This window comes from Paenibacillus vandeheii, assembly GCF_030433635.1.
GTDB lineage: Bacteria > Bacillota > Bacilli > Paenibacillales > Paenibacillaceae > Paenibacillus > Paenibacillus vandeheii.
Genome location: NZ_JAROCD010000011.1, coordinates 176,774 through 196,767 on the forward strand (window position 1 = coordinate 176,774; position 19,994 = coordinate 196,767).

A 19,994-nucleotide genomic window follows, 5' to 3' on the forward strand; every position below is an offset into this window, starting at 1 on the left:
TCCAATTAGACGATTCAATATATACACCTCATTAATGCTTCTTCTTGAAAATCACCGTACGAAAAATCCCCTCACCTGCATCGATGCGTTCAAAATGTCGAACAGCAAAACTACCTGAGCCAATTGCGCCTTCGATCTTGCTCAGTGTAGAAAGTTCTGTGGGGTAAATAATCGTTCTAAAGAGTTGATAGTATAAGAAGCTAAGTTTTGTCAAAACCTTATTCTGCTGGCTTCCATCGATAATTACCACTCCACCGGGAGACAGCTTATTATATGCAATTTCAAAGAAGGTATCTACCTTTTTACTGTTGTGCCAAAGAGCACCTTTCTTATCTAAAATAATGTCGACCTGTCCGATTTGTATCTCATCTAGGATAGCCGGCAAATTAAACGCATCTCGATCACCATCTAGATAGATAAAACGGGAGTCTTGATCGACTTCATCAATCTGATCTTTGGCATTGTTTGCATCCATACAGATCAACTTAACGTTATAATTTCCCTTGAGTCTGTGGAATAGAGAAAGCTCGTGCTGCGCTCGATTAGCACTTACGCTAACGATCACAGATGGATTCGCCTCATCTGTGCTCAACTTTAAAGCCCCAGATTCCTGAACCTTCTTAAATACGGTACTGTCCCAATCTTTAGATTGCAGATACTTGTAGGATTTATCTGACCAATTGTTTTGAAGGTAGCCTACCCTATAATCGTTTACTTCTCCCTCGGTTAGTTTATCCATCTTCAATGCTGCCACAAGATTAAGAACGGCAACTGGAAGCACCACCGTTAAGAATGCAAACAAGATATGATGAATATTCCTCGTGGTCAACTCAATTATTGTGAATAGTGAGAGTCCAGCAATGACACGAACAAAATTATTACGAAAGAATAATATCCCTTTGCTTATTTTTTGATTGTTCTTCTCCCTAAAAAAACTAAAAAATAAAATACCGTATAAGAAAATCCCCAGTGTCAAAAATAGAGTACCGCTTTCGAGTAACGACATCATTTTTCCTCCATATCATCATTTAATGTTTATCGGCCAAAGTAGTTTAATTAATTAAATACGAATAAGACCACCTTAGTGGTGGTCTCTATTCAGAGTTAATCCATATATGGTTTTTCCCTTGAAAAAGTCTGCTTCCCCATTTTCAATCGCTGTGTATAGCGACGAATCTGAGGCCACAGCCACGACGAGTTCTTGTTTCGGTTTAAACCCCTTCCCTTTCATGGGATACCATACATTACCTATGAGAGATTTCTTTCCAGAACCTGAACATTCATAGATTCTTGCCATGGTAACTGCATCTTCAAAATCTTGTTTGTCGTACATCTCTTCAATATTGGCTAAAATATAGTTTCCCACATCCTGTAGTTCCCGTACACATTGACTTCGGATTTCACTATTAGGAAAACAATGAGCTGCTAGCTCATTAGGATCGCTATGATTTATTGCGTAACCGAAACCGTTAAAAATTTCGACGTTATAAATCGGGTAAGTGGTAGGTCCAAGTATAAATTTCTGGATTGGTACCTCTCTTAGCCCTCGATCTATCACAGTTCCTCCGCATCCACGTTCCTGGAGTGCGTAAAGCACAGCTTTCGCCACACGTTCCTCGCCATCCATTGGCAGAATGAATCTCATTAAGGCACTATTTCCTAGCGCTTTAGGGTAAAGCTCAATAGTTCCAGCGTCATACTCTAAGAGCATTGAGATGCTGTCTGGATTTATAATAATGGTTGGATGTGTTATAAAGGTTACGTTATTAGAGGGAAACTTGTCTGCTTGTTCTTTTACCGCGTGATACCATTCATTTAATTTAGTGGGATCACCTTCTAAAAGAAAAGGTTCAATACAATCAAAGGTAGGCAAAGTTGTAAAACAACTTAGCAACGCCTCATACGAAATCTCGTTCAAATCCACGTTATCTATAAACTGAATTTTACTATCTCTTTTAAACACTTCAAGGGCTGCTTTCTCTCCCATCAAGAACTTCTTCTTTATTGGGCTTGAAGATTGGATGCGGGGCATAATCATTTCTTTCTTAGTAAACACCTCGATCCGCACCTTAGCTTCTTCAACGGTCACTGTCTCCATAGGAAAGCCTAAGTCAATCAATGCTGAACTTGTCGCATCCAAGCTTACATCGAAATAGAAACCATCCTCAGAGTTCATTGGATGTTCAGTAAATCCAAAATGAACAATGGCATGCGATCGTTTATAGAGGGGATCGTATACACCACAAACAATCGTGCTATCGTAGATTTCCTCGTACAAACCCTCAAGCTCCCAATTCGTTCCTAGCAGCTTGTTAATTGATTCTATGATTCGCTTTACACCAATCTCTAAATAGCTGGCCACAAGAGCCAAGCGTTCGTCATAAGCACTTTGTAGTTGTTCCAGGGAAACGTTAAGAATATCAATCTTTGAGTTCATATTGTTATTTCTCCTTTATATATGGGATTGGGGATATTGTATTAAGACAAATAATCTCTTATCATGAGAAATTTGATGATTATTACGTTTGTGCTGGATAACAACACCTGCAGCAACCGCTTTTTACTTTTCACGAACAGCTTGCGTCATGAATGAAAAATAACCGCTATAAATGTGATATTGCATATCAAACAGTGTACAGTCCGTATGCTGGATTTCTTCGATTGTCGTTAAAGTTCGTCCGGACAACACAATGTCACGGCTGATCAGGAAGTCTAAAACGTGCTTAAACTCTTCCCGGGACCATTTCGTAAGCCCTCTCTCATCGAAGTTCTTACGCTGTGCTCTTGGAGAAATCTGAAAGCCTCCCAAAGCATAACGTTGCGGATGCTGCCTCATGTTGACCGGAAAAGGAATCTCCTTTGCCGCCAATTCTTTGATTCGCTTAAACTCCTCTTTTGTAAAACCTTTCCGTGAGATAACTCTTCCTTTTGTCATGTACAACCTCTCCCTTATCCGTTTGTTGAAATAAAAAAAAACGAATTCCTCAAGATAAGAGAAATTCGTTAAGTTTATGGAAATTGCTTTAGTTACTATAAATTATTAATCAAAATCCGATATGTCATGATTTGTTTCTAATTCTGTACTAATGTTATTAGTACTCTCTTTAATTGCGGAGCCAAGAACCATTTCAATGTTTTATAGTAAAAGTACAGACTTGTGATCAGCTGTACTGCACTACTATATTAGATATCAGCTTCATTAATTTGGGTTGCTCGGTGGATAAGTTATCTTACACATTATCTTCCATCAGGTTTTAGTGTGCTGTTTGAGATACGAGGCCCCTTTATCCGTAAGCTCCAGCAATCCCTCAGCGATGGATCTAGTTAGATCGTATTCTTCAAATTTTCGTATGGCACTTTGAACTACGCTTAATTTGGCTCCAGATAATATAGAAAGGTTATTGGGGGTTAAAAACATAGTCCCCTCTTTTTCGATGCATTGAAGAATCTTCATTCGCATGGGATTCATCGACCTTTTGGGAATGTTGAACACAAAATCAACATCCTTCATTTCGAATGCATCTATAGAGTGGTCGAAAAAACGCACATGAACTGGATAAGAACACCCTATAGAAACATCAACAACGCTGCCTCGGCAGCTTAGATATGACGTTTTGGAACGACTGATTCCATTTACTTCGACATTATCTCCTATCTTCATATTATTCATCTCCCCTCTTTATCTGGTTTAATGAAAAAAAGCGAATTCCACTATTAAAAGGAATTCGCTATTCGTATGTAAACCAGTGATTATTTGTTTTTTTAGAATTAGCAGGCTACTTTTTGAATCAAAACCCATAAATATGAGTTTAGATCCTTGCGTCTTTACACGAAACTTGTGTATACACGCCTACCTCATTAATCCATGAAAAAAAGTCATGTCCATAAATCTGTCGGTAAAATATCTTCCTAAAACAATTAAAGCTGAATAGGTACATATTCTAACAGATGAATAATGAAGTTTAATACTTGATGAATGACTTTATCTTACATGAATATTAAGTAAATAGTCAATGAGTCTTACTCATCGCGTTATTGAAGAAGACGCCTCCTGGATGGGCGAAATTCCTTGGCCGTAAATTGAATATCGCGGAATAAGGCTTCGTTATATAGGATATGGGGAGGCAGTCTAAAGAATGTACAAACCTTGTCCTGGATATCCTGCGGGGGAATTCTACCTTCGTGGATATGGGGGCGAAATAAGCTCCGGTTGTGGCCCAGATATTCAGCAAGGTCCGGATGGTTAATCTCATGAACAAACATCATACCTAATAACAAAGGATTGACAATTCGTTCACCTAAAACACCCTGGTGCACCTTTGTTTGAAAAGGGATCTGAACTCCTTCTACACCCACATGTTCAAAGAATAGGATTTGAGCAGGAATCCCCAGCACATTTGCAATTTTTTCTTGATTAGAACTGTTCGGCTCCCCGATGTAGATCCAATTGTGTACTGTTCTTTTCGAAACTCCAATGCTTCTCGCTAAATCTGATAATTTGATGTTCTGACTAAACAAGCTGGCCATCAAAATCCGATTCTTGATCGTGTTCTTAGTGGCCTTCCGGAAGCGCGGCTTTGATATCCCTTTTCCTAAAGGAAACGCTGTTCTATTATTGAGTTCCATACTCTTCCCCCTTAGGCTCCAGTCACATATGCTGCTCGAGCTAACTCTTTACGACCTTTTTCATACCATCCAATTGCAAGCTCCATTGCCTCCAGCTTATCTTTCATCTCTAGTATTTCTTTTTCTAAATGCTGAATTATCCTGGCTTCATCTCCGGAATGCACTGCATGTAAATCTTGCCTGGACTGAGGTACCCTGTTTGTTATCCAATCCCATATTTCAGATCAAACTCTGGCGTCAGGGGTTACTCTCGCATATGTGAAGAGTGCGGCTAATGCAGCTTGATCTTCTAGAGGGTTCATTACGAGAACATTACCATCTGCTTCCTCGCCGGTAGCAGTATGAAACACCCGATACTGATTGAACTTATCACTAATGTTGTTTCTGTGTACATTACCCATTCCAGATCCTCCAATTATGTACTGAGTCGATTCCCACATATCCTAACATGCGATGAAGAAATGACAACTTTGCCTACATATACTACGGATAGACTAAGCAAAAAACCGATGTGCTTATTACAAACACATCGGCTGAAAATTCTATCTATTTACTTTTAGATATTTAATTAGAATACGGACTCTGGAGATAGTGGCTCTGCCGGCTTTTTAATCTCTTGCAGTTCCAATGCAATCGATATTTTGGGTTTATACGTTTTCACTTCTTTTTCAGCTACCAAATCCAACCCGCGCTTTATATCAAACAAAGCATAATTGACGTATTCCACGCCTTCTTCAGACTGATGGACACCTAAATACTTTATTCCATCGTAACCAATATCGCTACAACATGCGCCGATATAATTTGGGAGTAGATAGGCTGATTTCACGGTGTTATTTTCCTCATTAACCTCATTAAAAAAACCTTGGAAAGTAGGATCGAAGGAACCTAAATCAAATAATTTAAGTCTCTTCTTACAAATGTCGAATGTAACAACATCAATGAGTTGGTCATGCGTTGGATTCAGCTCAAGGGGAATTGCCCTTTCTTGATCCGTAACGTAAAGCACAGATACCCCAATGAAATTGTAACGCCCATGAGAAGTCTTTCCTAGGGGGGCTGCCCACATGTCTTCAACTTCGAACTGCTTCCCTGAATCTCTTGGACGAGTTCTTCCCCGGTACAACTTTACTTCATTAGATTGCAGGACAGCATGGTTTTCGTTATCAAAGTGGGATTTAAGTACATTGTAGATCGCTACACCAGTAGCATCTTTATAAGCAAGCAATGGCTTTGTTCTGAGGATTTCTTTGAAAGAATAAAGGTCTTCATCACTAATCTTTTCACCATATCTCTCAGCAAATTCCAAGAATTCTTTCGTTTCAAACTCCCCGAATCCAAAAGTGTAGTCTACTTCGCTATAGGTGTAAATATCGTCTTCCTCTTTAAAGATTCCACCACCTGGATTGTTCCCATCTTCGTGTTCTCGACCATAACCACAATTACATCGTATTAATTGAACAAACACAGGGATCAGTACTTCAGGCACACCATGCCAATCTATGAAACTACCCGCAGTATGTGCACTTCCTCCTAAATCAATGTGCGAATCTTCAGGCTCACCTTTGTTGAAGGCGTATTCAAAGCCCCTACGTTCGTTCCCATGACAACGTTCACAGCCACCGATATCTTCCGAAAGATAATCAGCGATAGAAATTACCATACTGTGAGGAACGTTAACTGTATGGTACTCTTTTCCGCTTTCTAACACTTCATTACATACATCACAGTGTACTGCCTCAGTTTCTTCTTCTGGATCTTCAGGTACAATATGATCTTTGACAAAACGCTCATATGGAGCAATGGGATGCCCCATTTTCTCAAAGAATTCAAAGATATCTGCTGCGCATGATGAACATATTACACACTCGGTTAAATCTAATGTATTAGACATACTCTATTACCTCCATTGTTCCTTTCATCATAATTCGACAGATAGAACGGTCGTTCCTTTATTATACGATCCTACTACTCGGTTATAGGTTATGCTCAATTTTACAACCAGTGGCTAAATCCAGCTAGCCTCTCCAAGTACATTACCAACAGGCTACTTAGACGTTTTAAATATATAAACTTTACCTCTGGTCCAAAAATGCTTATTTTAATCGATAGGGAAACCATTTAAATCGCGAGGTCAAGTATATCGATAAGACGATGGATTCATGATGAATGTACATGCCCTACAACCATGTTTAATCCATCTACCGTGTGATTATATTTATAAAAACAATACACTGCAGGAGGTGTTTTCAATGTGTGGCAGATTTACGATTACTGACCCTTTAAATGCAATTTTAGACCGGTATACTGCCTCCATAACGGACGGATTTGAGTATAAGCCGAATTACAATGCCGCTCCCATGCAATTCATCCCTACAGTTATCGAAAGCAAGCATGGTAACCGATTAGGGGCCCTCCGATGGGGACTTGTACCATCTTGGGCCAAAGACGATAAGATCGGGAATAAGATGATTAATGCCAGAGCAGAGACGTTGTCGGAGAAGCCCGCCTTTAAACGGCTGATAAGTTCCAAGCGATGCATTATCCCAACGAATGGATTCTATGAGTGGAAGAAAGAAGGAGCTGCTAAACAGCCAATGCGAATCCTTATGAAGGATGAGAGTATCTTCTCTCTAGCTGGTTTGTACGATACATGGACAGATTCGGACGGCAACAAGCTAAGCACATGTACAATTATTACAACCGAACCGAACAGTTTAATGGAAAAGATCCATAATCGTATGCCGGTGATCTTGCGGTGCGAAGATGAGGCAGATTGGCTTGGAAGAGAAAATGACAATATTCAATCATTACTTGGTCTTCTCAAACCATATCAAGCCTCAAAAATGCGTGCTTATGAGGTGCCCAAAGAGGTCGGCAATGTCCGGAATAACAATAAGGATTTATTGAAGCAAGTATAGTAATTTTCAAAGGAATAATGGTGCCCAGTGGCTGCACCACTCTTTCGCTTGATTTAAAAAGAAATATATGGAAGTAATATCATGTCTCTGATAGACTAATCTTGTTTGATTACATAAGTCGGAGGCTTGGAATGTTAGAAGGGATAAAAGATATTGTAGGGACGATCTTTGGAGTAGGCTTGCTTTTAATTGCGTTCGGATTAGCAATTTTGTTCTTTTATATGACGGTTATTAATTTTAAGGATAAGGTAGTTAAGCGTAAGTCTTCAAACAATCGAACAAGAATGTTCTGTAAAGGCTGTAGGAAAATAATATCAATAGACGCTGAGAGATGCCCCCATTGCGGCGAATCATACGGAAAATCAAATCCCGTCTTGAGTTCTATCATTTTTTGCTTCATAGCAGGATGCGGCTTTTTGTATATTGGATTAGAGGGGGTAATTCTGTTTTTAGAAGACGGCATCTCTCAGTTGATACCTTAACAAGAAGATGTCAGAGAGTTTAGGAGCCGCCACGTTGGCTCCTATTTTTGTCTCCTGGAATCTCATTGTACCCTTTCGGATTATGCTGTTACTAATAAGGGACACTAGTAAGAGTTGATAATGGCCATCATAGGTAACCAACAAGCATAAGGACCTGAGTACAGGCTTGGAACATCATCCACTGCATATTGCTCCAAATATTAATCAGTGGGATAGCAAAGGGGAACTGTACTTTGCCTAACCACCATATCGTTAAATCGATCCTTCAGATGCTGGAGCGTAAGTTTTCACTTTCCCATACTCAAATTCAAACTTTTTAATCCACCACAATTCCAGGTTACTCAGATATTCTATATTTTGATCTTCATTCAGTGAGGGAGCTCTCCTAACTTCACAAATCACGGAGAAAGAAAGATCCCAGATATCGCCTTTCTAGCCCGCCTTAATATGTTACTGCCAGCGAAATACGGGAATATATCTGACTTAATGCTAAAATAAAAAAGAACCCCTATAAATTAAACTGTACCCTATGTAAAGGACATTTCTAAAAAAGACCTATGTTGCTTCAAGAAGATGATCTCTGTATTGTACAGGGGTCATCCTTTTTAGATTCCACTGGTATCTGTAGTGGTTGTAGTAGGTCATATATGCTTTAATTTCTCGTTTGACTTCGTCCAGTGTGGTGCAGTTCTTCAAGGAAACTTCATCCTTAAAATGACCAAAGAACGACTCCTGCGGTGCGTTATCCCAGCAATTTCCTCGTCTGGACATGGATTGCCCCAAACCCATACGTTTCACTTTCTCCTGAAAATCCGGATGCGTGTAGTGGGTTCCTTGATCGGAATGAATGAAGGCATCTTGACTCCGCTTGAATCTGCGATTTTTCTGTAAGTGGAGCAATGTGTTAGTCGCCAGATCCATGGTCATTCGTCCTGATACGTGATAAGCCAAAATCTCATTGGTCGAACTATCTTTAATGGTGGACAAATAAGCTCTCTTGCTTTTGCCATAATTGAGGTAGGTAATATCGGTTAAAAGCACCTTTCCAGGCACGCTCTGTTTAAAGTTGCGTTGTAACAAATTAGGTACCGCCCGATGTTCGTGGGTTGCCTTCATCATTCGTTTGTATGGATTGGCTTTTCGATGGGGACATACGATATTATATTTTTTCATGATCCTTCGAATTCGCTTGAGATTCCAAACGATCTGAAATTGCCCTTCTAGCGTCATTTTGATGGAGCGAGCCCCCTTGTTACGTTTTTTAAATTGGAAGGCTCGGCGGACGTGAACACTTATTTCCTCATCCACCCGTTCCTTCTGCGTACGCACGCGAATGCCTGAAGCGCTCCAATATCGGTAGTATCCGCTTGTAGAAACACCTGTACTTTCACAAAGATAACTTACCATTCGCTGTAGATGGTATTTCTCGATCACGGCTTTGATCAACCTGTATCGAAGACTAGGTGTTAGCTTTACTCGTGGTTCCACCCCCGTTCGGCCAGACGAATCTTTTTTAAGAGTTCATTCTCAGCTTGGAGCAAATGAATTTGCGCTTCGAGCCTCGCATTCTTCTCTTCCAAGGTGAGTTCTCGCTTTAGAGGTCTTCCTGAATGTTTGCCTCGTGCATCGTGTAAACCTAAATCTCCTTGCTCTTTATAACTTGCTCTCCACCGACCAGCAGCAGCCTTAATTCGGGTCATACCGAGGATTTGAACGTCGAACCCACATGCCTCAAAAATGTCTCTAGGTAGCTTTCCTTGTTGACTCGATATAATAAAGAGTTGTTTAAACGCTTCAGTATATGTGATTCCCTTCGTCGATACAGACTTCACATAGGGGTTAGTAGAAAGATGTCTCACTTCATTGGATGTAAATTTTTTTTTGCTCATTAGTAATCTCCGTCCTCATCTCGTTCGTAGCATACAACAAAAATACCCCATAGATAGACTTTTTTAAAGTGTCTACTCTATAGGGTACAGTTTAAATAGGGATTCTTCTAACTCACATTTTTGAGGAGAGAATGATACTTTTTTATCTTCTAAGCAAAATCTGTACTACCTTAATCCATTAAACATTATTTTAATGGATTATGAATAAATCCATATTTGAGTGTACTACTGTCTTGTACGAGAGCTAATCCACTATTAAAACTTCCTGCATTAGCGTACTGGGGTTTTATCACTTCTTTTCCTGTCTTATCAATAAAGCCATACAATATAGTGCCATTAATTTTTTTTCCGACAACAGCCAAACCTTCATGGAAATCCTTCATATCACTATACTTAGGTTTTATAACGAGTTTGCCCGTTTTATCGATAGATCCATATAGACTTCCGTAGTTATAAGCGGTTTGTACAACAGCCATACCCTCACTAAATGGAGATATGGTTTCATACTCTTTTCTATGAGTCGGCTTAACTATTTTCTTTCCTTTTTTATTGATGACTCCCCAATAGCCTGAAGGATCCACTATGATAGCTAGTCCATCATGGAAATCTGTGACCTCTGTGAACTTTACTGAGGTAACATTAGTCAAAACTATTTTTCCAGTTTTGTTAATGTATCTATTACTACTACTAGTATTTTCATCAAGATAAACACGAGCAATACCCTCATTAAAGTTATCTGCTATGTAATATTGAAATTTAATTACGGTTTTTCCGCTTTTATCAATGTATCCCCATTTCCCATTTTTCTTAACTGCAATTAATCCCTCATTAAAACCTCCAGACCCATCCCCCAAATAGCCTAGAATTCCACCAATATCTTGGTATTGAGGTTTGATAACTTCTTTACCATTATGGTCAATGAATCCCCATAAATTATTCTTTTTAACAGCAGCCAGTCCCTCACTAAAATCTTTGACTGATTGATAATTTGTTTCGATGACTACTTCACCTTTTGTATTAATAAATTTCCATTTTTTATCATATACTCTTGAAAGTCCTTCACTGAATCGATAAGAGCCAAGACGATAAATATCAAATTCATATTTAGGTTCAACTATCCAATCACCAGATGTATTAATTACACCAGCTTTGTAGTCAACGACTACCCATGCAAGCCCTTCACTGAAAGTAAGTGTACCGTCATATATTGTTGCGTTGTCGTATACCGATTCAATAACTGGAGCTGTATTAAGATTCTTTGCATGTGATATAGGAACTACTAACAAAAATAATATTGATATAGACAGAAATATACTAGTTACTTTTTTCATTAAGCAGGTCTCCAATTCAATCATTTTAATTTATCTAAGATGACGTTTAAGTAAAACATCTACATCTACATCTACATCTACATATACGCATCCGTACACGTAGATGTTATTGATAAAATCAATCCTAGTTGTCGAACTGTATTCCCATTCACAAGTGGCTATAACTTTAAGAACTTATTAATAATCTTATCATTTGACCACCCTGCATCAATCATGTTTATTACATATAAACCCTCCAGATGAGTAGCATTGCTAGGTTTTTGCTTTAGTTGTGAAAAATATTTAATTCTATTTTTATCAAATGTTGATTTACTCACTTTTTTTCCTTTAAAAGTGAACTCATCATCAACTTCTTCGGAATAGTTGGCAACGCTGATCTCTTGACTAACTATTTTTGATCCTTGTAGGTTAATTGCATATTCACCCACAACCGCACCAATTGCGCTGCTTGCCCCATCTCTAACTATCACTGTTTGTTTATTTGTTTTCTTATTCACGAAAATTTTAACTTGGCCTTTATTGAACCCTTCCATGCCAAGATTAAAACCTATTCCACTTTCATCCTCTGAAAGTCCAGGACCAGATTGTTTGAGTGGAACTGCTTTACCATTTTTAAATGTGTATGCTAAGTCCACATGATTTACTGTTCGATATGCTTGACCCGCAAACAACTCAGGGATTCCATCTTGATCAATATCAACTAAAGTAATGACATTATCCTGTCCGAAATCTTCGGACTTCAAATAATTATTAAGTATTTTTTTGTACGAACTCTTCCATGTCGAGGAAGGCTGAGCAGCATAAGCTGAGGTTGAACTAGACACCATAAGAAATATTAAGAATAATGTAACAAAACGCTTCATATTAGAAAGCTCCTTTTGATCTCATACTAGAGAGATGTTCTGCTATTTTTTTTGTAATTCTTTTATTTGTTGATCTGTTAATCCGTTACTATCTCCATTAAATCTGACTAACCTCCAACTGAAAGTCTTCCCGGACACCACTTTCTCTACAACCGCAAATCCACCTTTCTCTTCATAACTCATAGCTTTAACTTTACTGCTCCAAGTATGCTTTGGATTAAATGCTAACTTATAACTCAACCCGCTTTCCTCAAAGGTATCGTAAGCAAAAGAGTACTTTTTAAATTTTACATAAAATCTGTTGTTTCCTATTGAGTAAAGATAATCAGGCTGTGCTACGGTAAATTCCTCTCCTCCACCGTAATTAGGTTCAAGAATATAATAGCTATTGTTTTTATACAAAATTAGCAAGAATTTATCTGAAGAGTAGTAGTTTCTTTTTTCTAATTGAAATCCGAGTGTACGTTTAAGAAATGCATTTACTTTGCTTGCCGGGTATGGAGTGTAATAAAAGTCTCCATCTTTTGTGAATGACTTCTTATTCTTCTCCTTTACAAGTTCAGGAGCAAATTTTAAGTTCGAAGAATGTATACCGTCATATAACCAACGTACAATATCTTCATCGTTATCTTTCTCAATTTTTAATTCTTCGTAAATATTGGTGAATTGATATAGAAACTGTATAAGCTTGGTTTGATCGTTTTTCCCCATGGAATGATAAACATTAGTGTTCTGGGATTTTTTTTCAGTTGCGATTGCAGCCCCTGAAAACTGCAACGAAGCAGATAAGATTAGTGTTAATACTGCGAACATTTTAAAAGAATTTTGAAATCTACTCAAAAAATCACTCCTCAGCTGTTTATAATGCTAATTTCTATGTAACCTTCCTGAGACTCAAGTATATTTGAATCCCCCCTTTAGATCTAATTATTTTAGGATAATTGTACCATTCTTCTATACTGGTCAAAAGACCTATAATTTTATTTCTTCATTTACGGATACGAAGATTTCTTTTTTCTAAATTGATTGAATATTACCGATTACCTTTGAGACGGAGCAAAATATTTTCACTGAAGAACCCCCTGTTGGTGTTTGAAGTCTAATTACCAAATCGCTATTTTGTACAGTTCCCATTTTGGGGATAATTTCGGCAGGCGTGTCAGTTTGATCATTGCGATAAACTCTAGCAGATGCATTCAGCACACCTTTTTGGAAAAAGGCATTGCGATCAAGACTATCAAATCCATCTACACGGTACCGTAGAAGCTGTGACGGATTATATTTTTTTGTATCTTTGTTATAGACTGTTCCGCCTTTAAAATAGAGGACGTAACTATTTTTTTGTTCTTTGACCATCAGGTTAGTGATAGAAGGCCGGTTATTGTACCACTTGAGTGTATTAATCGGAGTGATCAACCCAAGGTTCGGGTCATTCGGATCAGCCAAGTCAATAGCGACAAGAGCGTCCAGCTTACCTTGATACAGTCCGTCTTTTGACAGGATGGTCATACCTTCCTCGTTCCACATATCTTCGACCGACGATTTTCCGGCTTGTTTCCAATCGGATTCTGGAGTGACCCACATTTCCGGCATCACAGTAAAGATATTCGTACCGTGCCAGGCAATTTCAGCACTACCCACCACATACTTATCGACGTCAAGGGAAGCACCGGTGTTCTTGGATAGGATACGTTCAATTACAACGATCGCCTGCGCACGTGTGGTCAGTCCTTTTGGAGCAATCTCTCCTATACCGACGCCTTTAATTAGACCGGATTTCGTAGCGAGGTACATCCATTTGTCCTCTTCCTTGGTCGTTTCACCGATCGCACGAGCTGCAACCCGAGCCATTTCTTCGCGTGTCATGACTTTCGTCCAAGCCGCTTCGCTATTATTGAAATCGGCAGATGCGTACAGGCCTGCTGTGCTTGCGGCATCAACATACTCGGTGTACCATTTACCGCTTGATGGCGTGGTTTCCAGTTCTATAGCAGAGACGACCATCTTCACGAATTCCGCGCGTGTGACGCTGGCGTCAGGCTTAAATGTACCATTCGTGTATCCATCGACATATCCTTTAGAGACACCATTGGTAATGGCGCTAGCGCCCCAATGGTTTGATTCCACGTCAGAAAATTGAGTGGTAGCGGCTTGCACGCCAGGTGTCGTGATGTTCATCGTACCTAGCACAAGCGCTGCTGCCAGTGCAATTCCTGCAATTTTGATAAACTGTTTCTTCATCAACTCTCTCCTTTTAATGGGTGCTCTTGGATTTAGGAGAACACCCCTCTATATACATTGTCGTCATCATCCGCTTAGCACATTTTTCTCATTCCTGAAAGCTAAAACCCGAAGTTTGTCCGCACCCTAACCTTTGAGATTGCTCAATTCAAAAGAGATGCCATGTAATTAACATGTCCGTTTTTATGTACCCCAACATACTACTCGTTAATAAACAAGAAAGAATTAGACGTCGTCGCGATTTCCTCGCAGACTAAGAGGAACGATTTGACTAAACCACCATCCACCTGCAGGGGTTTGCAGTCTGATCTCCAAATTGCTGTAATTTTGAATAGTTCCCGTTTTGGGGATTATAACGCCAGGGACGTCGAAATAGCTACTGCGATAAAGACTAGCTGTTCCATTTAGCACACCTTTATCGAAAAAGGCATCGCGATCAGGACTACCAAATCCATCTACCCGGAATTGAATTGTTGTATTAGGGTTATATCTTTTAGTATCTTTGTTAAATACCGTTCCGCCCTTGAAATAGAGAACATAACTGTTTTTCTGATCTTTGACCATTAGATTCTTATTAGTGGTGTTATTGAACCATTTGAGTGTATTCATCGGTTTAATCAACCCAAGGTTGGGATCGTTGGGGTCGGCAAGGTCGATGGCGATAAGTGCGTCAAGCCTAGCTTGATACAGTCCATCTTTTGACGTGATCGTCATACGTTCTTCGTTCCACATCTCTTCGACAGAGTTCTTTCTAGCTTGTCTCAGATCCTTTTCCGTTGTTACCCACATTTCGGGCATCACGGTAAAAATATTCGTACCATGCCAGGCGATTTCAGCACTTCCCACCGCATACTTATCGACTTCAAGAGAAGCACCGGTGTTCTTGGATAGAATACGTTCGATTACAACGATTGCCTGCGCACGCGTGGTCAGTCCTTTGGGAGCAATCTGCCCTATACCGACGCCTTTAATTAGACCAGCTTTCGTAGCGAGGTACATCCATTTGTCCTCTTCCTTACTCGTTTCCCCAATTGCACGAGCTGCAACCCGAGCCATTTCGTCGCGTGTCATCACTTTCGTCCAAGCCGCTTCGCTATTGTTAAAATCAGCAGATGCGTACAGGCCGGCATGGCTTGCGGCTTCCACATACTCGGTGTACCATTTACCGCTTGATGGCACGGTTTCAAGTTCCATGGCCGAAACAACCATCTTCACGAATTCGGCTCGTGTGACGCTGGCATCTGGCTTAAATGTACCGTTTGTATACCCATCGACATAGCCTTTGGAGACGCCATTGGTAATGGCGCTGGCGCCCCAGTGGGTCGATTCCACGTCGGAAAATTGAGTTGTAGCGGCTTGCACTCTAGATGCCGTGATGTTCATCGTACCTACCACAAGCGCTGCTACCAGTGCTATTCCTGCGATTTTGATAAACTGTTTCTTCATGAACTCTCTCCTTTTAATTGGTGCTCTAACACCCCTCTATATACATTATCGTCTCCATGGGCTTAGCGGTTAAATGTTACGTGCGAAAATCAAGGTTATTTTTGCACCTAATACTTCGGTTGAACTATCCCTAAAGCTATATGCTTTGAAAACAATCGTGGACTTTAGAAATGCTGCTTTCTGCTTCTTCCCCTTTCGAATCGGAATACTTCTAGCAAACAAAAAACGCCCAAGTGAAAACACCACCTGAGCGCCTATGAATTAATAACTTACAAAGTGCTTGATAACAACAGGAGCTATTTGAATTATTGCCTGCCGTCCCTCTTTGGATTTGAGATACCCCAGGAGGGGCAACAGTAGACATCATGCCATGCTTGTCTCTTTGCATGGGGGGTTTATCCTCAAAATGGAGCGTACATTGGTTGAACATTTTTCTCAATTGGCCCTTAGATGAATAACCTTTCCTGCAGGCCGTTTGTTATCCGATTGAACGAGGTCCATGGTTAGTTGTTCACCTTTCTTCGCGGAATCCATGAATTCCTGTGCATCAGGCCGCCAAAGACCATACTTTTCCACGACTAATTTAAACTCCTCCAGGTCGTGGCTCTGTAGTCGATATATCGGTCGGCCATCTTTGGGGGAGTTCTTAGGCGCTCCATGCTTATCTACAGAGGCTTCGATATGACATAGCTCATGATAGATCAGTGCTTCTTTCTGCGAGTCATTGAGATGCTCCCATACCTGCTTATTGACCATAATGAGTATTTCAGAGTCGAGCTCAAAGCGCTCATAACTGGATAATACTTTCGTTTTCGCATAAATCAATTTTCCTTTAGTGTACCATGTGCCCGTTCGAAAGCGTGTTAGGATGTGAGCGACACTCAATATCTTAAACTCTTCTTCACGTTCAATTACTTGTTGAACGATACGATCGATTTCTTCCGAAGTTGTAAATGTTGCGCCCGCTGCCATCTTTCATCCTCTCCTTTTTAACTTTTAATAGAGTAAAGTTCGTTCAACTTATACAAAAAAAGACAGCCCCACTATGCATTACTGCAAGTGAGACTGTCTCATGATTAGCTGTATTTAAGATAAAGAGTTCGCTTCGACTATATAATTGTCCGGGTAACCCAACACCATGACTAAATTACATTGGCCATTGCTGGCACAGAATCGAAGGTTAAATCTATTAGTTGCATATTTTCTTCAATGAGATCCTTAATAGCTTTCCTTCTGAGTTCATCATCTTGAGCATCACTGAAGAGAAATTCATCAATGATACTCAAGTTCCGGTTAATTATATCTTGTTTCTCTAGTTTCTCTTGCTTCGTCATACCTGTTCCTCCATTAATCATTAACTGATTGTTTATAGATACTTCGATATAGTTGGCCAAGACGTAAGAAATCCAGTCCATTCTTCCCGGCCTTATGCTTCTTTTTAAGCTCTTCCCGATATTCGCTGCTAGCAGCAGGATAATATTCAGGATTCCAAGTCCGACTCAGTTTTATCTGTTCGTCGGTTAAATTGTAATAAGTATAGCTATTGCTTGTATCGTCCCACGTCAAATCTACGTGGTACCATAAGTCATCTAATTGTACCAAATTCCAACTATGTGTCGTTTTCTCGTTATTTTTTAGATATCCAAAGATAATCTTGTTCTTAATGCCTGCATAATCAAACATCTTACTAGCCAGTAAGCTGTACCCCTGGCAAACTGTTTTGTAGGGATCAACTAGCCCGGCATACGCGGAATATTGATTCAAGTCGTAGTCATATTCCAGCTTACTAACGATCCAGTCATGGATCACTTTTACTTTTTGGTGCTCATCCATCTGAGGAGTAGTAATCTCACTTACGGTTTTTCTTGCTACTTGATCTACATACGCAGCCTGTTCTGCAGTTTCAAAATATGTAATGGAAAAAGTAATGGAAAAATGCTCTGAGCTAAATTTGTCCCACTCCCACGAAATGTATTTATGAGTAAAGGCGCTGTAATCACCAAAGTGGTATAGTTTTGCTCTAATGTCCCCGATACTCTTATTAATATCGGTCGCTGGAGCAAATACTTCCATCTGAATTTGTTCAGTGTGATTAGTCATTGCATCATGCAGGCGGGAATCAACTTCATCATAGGAATGAACTTGAATGGGTGCGGCACTGGCTAAAGCGATGGTATTTACCATCAGAGTTAAAGCCCCAGCAGCAAAAAATACAGATAAGAGTTGTGTTATCCTTTTTAGCATGTGATCTCTCCTTCAATTCAAATAGGTAACTTTATAAAAAAAAGAACCGAATCCCATTGGAATTCGATTCTCTGAATCCATATATTATTTTTGTGAGTAAACTAAGAAAATTGTTTTATAGCCAGCTAAGCCAGGTAATCATTCATATCCTGTACTTAAACGGAGGTATCTTCACCGATGGTGTACATACCTGATCGACAAATTCGTAGATTACTACGTCCTTGCAAATGCATTAGTTCGTCTTCGTAATCAAATACGTTCACGAGTGCATTTGTATTGTCGTAACGCGTGTGTATTTCTTGAAATACATACTACCATAGTTGTTCCTTGTTGTATATGTTTGACTTGCCCGAAGGATATACCAAACATAATCTCAAGAATCGTAAACTCTCACTAGTCACGATAGACGTAGCAGTTCTATCTATTGCTTTTATGTTCAGGGGGACATAAATTAATTTTCAGTCATTTGAGGTCCCCTCTTCGATTATAATCCCTTCCAAATCTCGGAGGGAGATCCAGAATCCAAATGGTCCCTCATTTATACGCACACCATATACCCCATGACTTTGATGCTGGACGAGCCACGACAGAAGCTCAGTTGTTGGTACAGAAACATAGTACAACTGTGTACCGTCTTCAAATATGAGAGGTGCATTACTCTCCAATTGTTGATAACTTGTATAGATGTACATCCAGTTGTAGTTATCCTCTTGCCCTACGAATGGAGCCTCATTGTTATTTGGACTCATTAATAAATACATGTCCTTTAGATCACGCATTTTTTGAATCAATTTGATAAAAGCCTCTTCACTGTGATTCAAGTTAGCTTCCTCTACCCATACATTGAATTCCATAGCATAAACCTCTCTCTTATAGTGATTATTTTCACAATGTTGCGTTTTCCCACTTTTCGATTTTCTCTACGAGATCCTTTTTGAGGATGACAGCAAATTGAACGTGGGGGTAGTGCCTAAACTCTTGTTCGAGATCCTGTAGAAACCCTTTCCGGATCAGCATCAATACCTTTTTCCCATCTCGTTTGTATTCGTGGGGGGTATATAAGGACAATCTTCGTCTGACCCCTGTACTGTTGTGCAAATTTTCACAAACATACTTCATTTCGCCGTTGTGTTGAACGGTATATGGGAACGCTCCACGTTCCACTTTTTCAACCCTGCCAAACTCTTGGAATAACTGTATCCGCTGATTCTCATTTCCAACGGTTTTGAGTGCAAGTAGAGCATCCTCATATGGCAACAAGCTTACACTTGATCTGATCCGTGTTTCTTCCTTTTTTAGCATACTTTCAAATTCCGTAAAGGCTTTAGCAGATGTACACACTACAAGGTAGTACTTTATAGAGAAGTTCTTCTTAATCTCAGATATCACCTTGGCCAAAGTCTTTTCTTCAGGATCCGTGGTGAATAGGTACAGTCCGTACTTTCTCTCGTCCGGTGAGATAAGCATACCTTGTATGAGACTATTCCGATCAAGTTCAAAAGTACTTTTTACAAGTCTGCTATCCCACAAGTCATACCCGTAAGCTTTCAACTGTACAAGGAATTCATTAACCTGTTGGGCATGGAGCATTCGAAATCCCGATAGCTGCAGATCTTTAGCAAATGTAGTTTTGTCGATTAGCCCTCTTTGCTTTAACTCTTCCACTCCCTTTGTAGTTAGAAAATACGAATTTGTTTCCTTTCTCCCGTTATTGACTACGGGTTTAGATATGATATATCCATCTCTTTTTAGGTAAGACATTCTTAGCCAGCAATAATCTCTTTTTTTGTTACTTTCAAAGAATAGTCGATGTACCTGGGGTGTAGTAAATGTCCGATACCGAAATAGAGCATGAAGGATTCTGACGTCCCTCTCCGTTAGATTCTTAATCTTCACACAAAAAGACCTCCTCATGATCTGCTTAAAACATGGATTTGGTTTGTTCTCTCAG

At 39.7% G+C, this 19,994-nt stretch carries 20 protein-coding genes; 2 read left to right on the plus strand and 18 right to left on the minus strand.

Annotated elements, in window-relative coordinates; genetic code table 11:
• Nucleotides 1-31 precede the first annotated feature (31 nt).
• From P5G61_RS22100 to P5G61_RS22130, 7 genes are all read right to left on the minus strand, one after another.
• Nucleotides 32-1,006: a hypothetical protein gene (locus tag P5G61_RS22100; RefSeq protein ID WP_024634193.1), complete on the minus strand. Its 975-nt coding sequence runs from the start codon at nt 1,004-1,006 to the stop codon at nt 32-34.
• Between the two features lie 75 nt (nt 1,007-1,081).
• Nucleotides 1,082-2,437, minus strand: coding sequence for a hypothetical protein (locus P5G61_RS22105; protein WP_024634192.1), 1,356 nt, complete (start codon nt 2,435-2,437; stop codon nt 1,082-1,084).
• A gap of 123 nt (nt 2,438-2,560) precedes the next feature.
• A complete protein-coding gene (locus P5G61_RS22110; protein WP_024634191.1) occupies nt 2,561-2,935 on the minus strand; it encodes a hypothetical protein in 375 nt (124 codons plus the stop codon).
• 312 nt (nt 2,936-3,247) lie between these two features.
• A complete protein-coding gene (locus P5G61_RS22115) occupies nt 3,248-3,661 on the minus strand; it encodes a hypothetical protein (protein ID WP_024634190.1) in 414 nt (137 codons plus the stop codon).
• A gap of 371 nt (nt 3,662-4,032) precedes the next feature.
• Nucleotides 4,033-4,626: a helix-turn-helix domain-containing protein gene (locus tag P5G61_RS22120; protein WP_024634189.1), complete on the minus strand. Its 594-nt coding sequence runs from the start codon at nt 4,624-4,626 to the stop codon at nt 4,033-4,035.
• 224 nt (nt 4,627-4,850) lie between these two features.
• Entirely contained in the window at nt 4,851-5,027 is a 177-nt protein-coding gene (locus P5G61_RS22125; protein WP_161634272.1) for a hypothetical protein, read from the minus strand.
• A gap of 167 nt (nt 5,028-5,194) precedes the next feature.
• Nucleotides 5,195-6,520, minus strand: coding sequence for a hypothetical protein (locus P5G61_RS22130; RefSeq protein ID WP_024634188.1), 1,326 nt, complete (start codon nt 6,518-6,520; stop codon nt 5,195-5,197).
• 358 nt (nt 6,521-6,878) lie between these two features.
• Between P5G61_RS22130 and P5G61_RS22135 the strand changes: the two genes are divergently transcribed.
• Both P5G61_RS22135 and P5G61_RS22140 read left to right on the plus strand, forming a co-directional pair.
• Entirely contained in the window at nt 6,879-7,547 is a 669-nt protein-coding gene (locus P5G61_RS22135) for an SOS response-associated peptidase (protein ID WP_024634187.1), read from the plus strand.
• 131 nt (nt 7,548-7,678) lie between these two features.
• Nucleotides 7,679-8,029, plus strand: coding sequence for a zinc ribbon domain-containing protein (locus P5G61_RS22140; protein WP_024634186.1), 351 nt, complete (start codon nt 7,679-7,681; stop codon nt 8,027-8,029).
• A 555-nt stretch (nt 8,030-8,584) separates the two neighbouring features.
• Here the strand turns inward: P5G61_RS22140 and P5G61_RS22145 are convergent.
• The 11 genes from P5G61_RS22145 to P5G61_RS22195 all read right to left on the minus strand — a co-directional run bounded on the left by P5G61_RS22145 (nt 8,585) and on the right by P5G61_RS22195 (nt 19,939).
• Nucleotides 8,585-9,918 (minus strand): IS3 family transposase gene (locus P5G61_RS22145; protein ID WP_236642277.1). Its coding sequence is split into 2 segments (ribosomal slippage): nt 8,585-9,514 and nt 9,517-9,918, totalling 1,332 coding nucleotides; the frame shifts between segments, so codons are not numbered across the junction.
• Nucleotides 9,919-10,103: 185 nt separating this feature from the next.
• Nucleotides 10,104-11,249, minus strand: coding sequence for a WG repeat-containing protein (locus P5G61_RS22150; RefSeq protein WP_024634183.1), 1,146 nt, complete (start codon nt 11,247-11,249; stop codon nt 10,104-10,106).
• 158 nt (nt 11,250-11,407) lie between these two features.
• Nucleotides 11,408-12,112: a hypothetical protein gene (locus P5G61_RS22155; protein ID WP_024634182.1), complete on the minus strand. Its 705-nt coding sequence runs from the start codon at nt 12,110-12,112 to the stop codon at nt 11,408-11,410.
• A 42-nt stretch (nt 12,113-12,154) separates the two neighbouring features.
• Complete coding sequence (locus tag P5G61_RS22160) at nt 12,155-12,952, minus strand: hypothetical protein (protein ID WP_024634181.1); 798 nt, start codon at nt 12,950-12,952, stop codon at nt 12,155-12,157.
• A 177-nt stretch (nt 12,953-13,129) separates the two neighbouring features.
• A complete protein-coding gene (locus P5G61_RS22165) occupies nt 13,130-14,353 on the minus strand; it encodes an S-layer homology domain-containing protein (RefSeq protein ID WP_024634180.1) in 1,224 nt (407 codons plus the stop codon).
• Nucleotides 14,354-14,578: 225 nt separating this feature from the next.
• A complete protein-coding gene (locus P5G61_RS22170; RefSeq protein ID WP_024634179.1) occupies nt 14,579-15,799 on the minus strand; it encodes an S-layer homology domain-containing protein in 1,221 nt (406 codons plus the stop codon).
• A 435-nt stretch (nt 15,800-16,234) separates the two neighbouring features.
• The gene (locus P5G61_RS22175; RefSeq protein ID WP_024634178.1) at nt 16,235-16,771 is read right to left on the minus strand and encodes a putative metallopeptidase; all 537 of its coding nucleotides are present in this window, start codon (nt 16,769-16,771) and stop codon (nt 16,235-16,237) included.
• 170 nt (nt 16,772-16,941) lie between these two features.
• Nucleotides 16,942-17,133, minus strand: coding sequence for a hypothetical protein (locus tag P5G61_RS22180; protein ID WP_029881484.1), 192 nt, complete (start codon nt 17,131-17,133; stop codon nt 16,942-16,944).
• Nucleotides 17,134-17,146: 13 nt separating this feature from the next.
• On the minus strand, nt 17,147-18,043 hold the full coding sequence (locus P5G61_RS22185) for a transglutaminase domain-containing protein (RefSeq protein WP_052016863.1): 897 nt from the start codon (nt 18,041-18,043) through the stop codon (nt 17,147-17,149).
• Nucleotides 18,044-18,501: 458 nt separating this feature from the next.
• Nucleotides 18,502-18,897, minus strand: a complete 396-nt coding sequence (locus tag P5G61_RS22190) for a hypothetical protein (protein ID WP_024634177.1) — start codon at nt 18,895-18,897, stop codon at nt 18,502-18,504.
• A gap of 31 nt (nt 18,898-18,928) precedes the next feature.
• Complete coding sequence (locus P5G61_RS22195) at nt 18,929-19,939, minus strand: replication-relaxation family protein (protein ID WP_024634176.1); 1,011 nt, start codon at nt 19,937-19,939, stop codon at nt 18,929-18,931.
• Nucleotides 19,940-19,994: the final 55 nt, after the last annotated feature.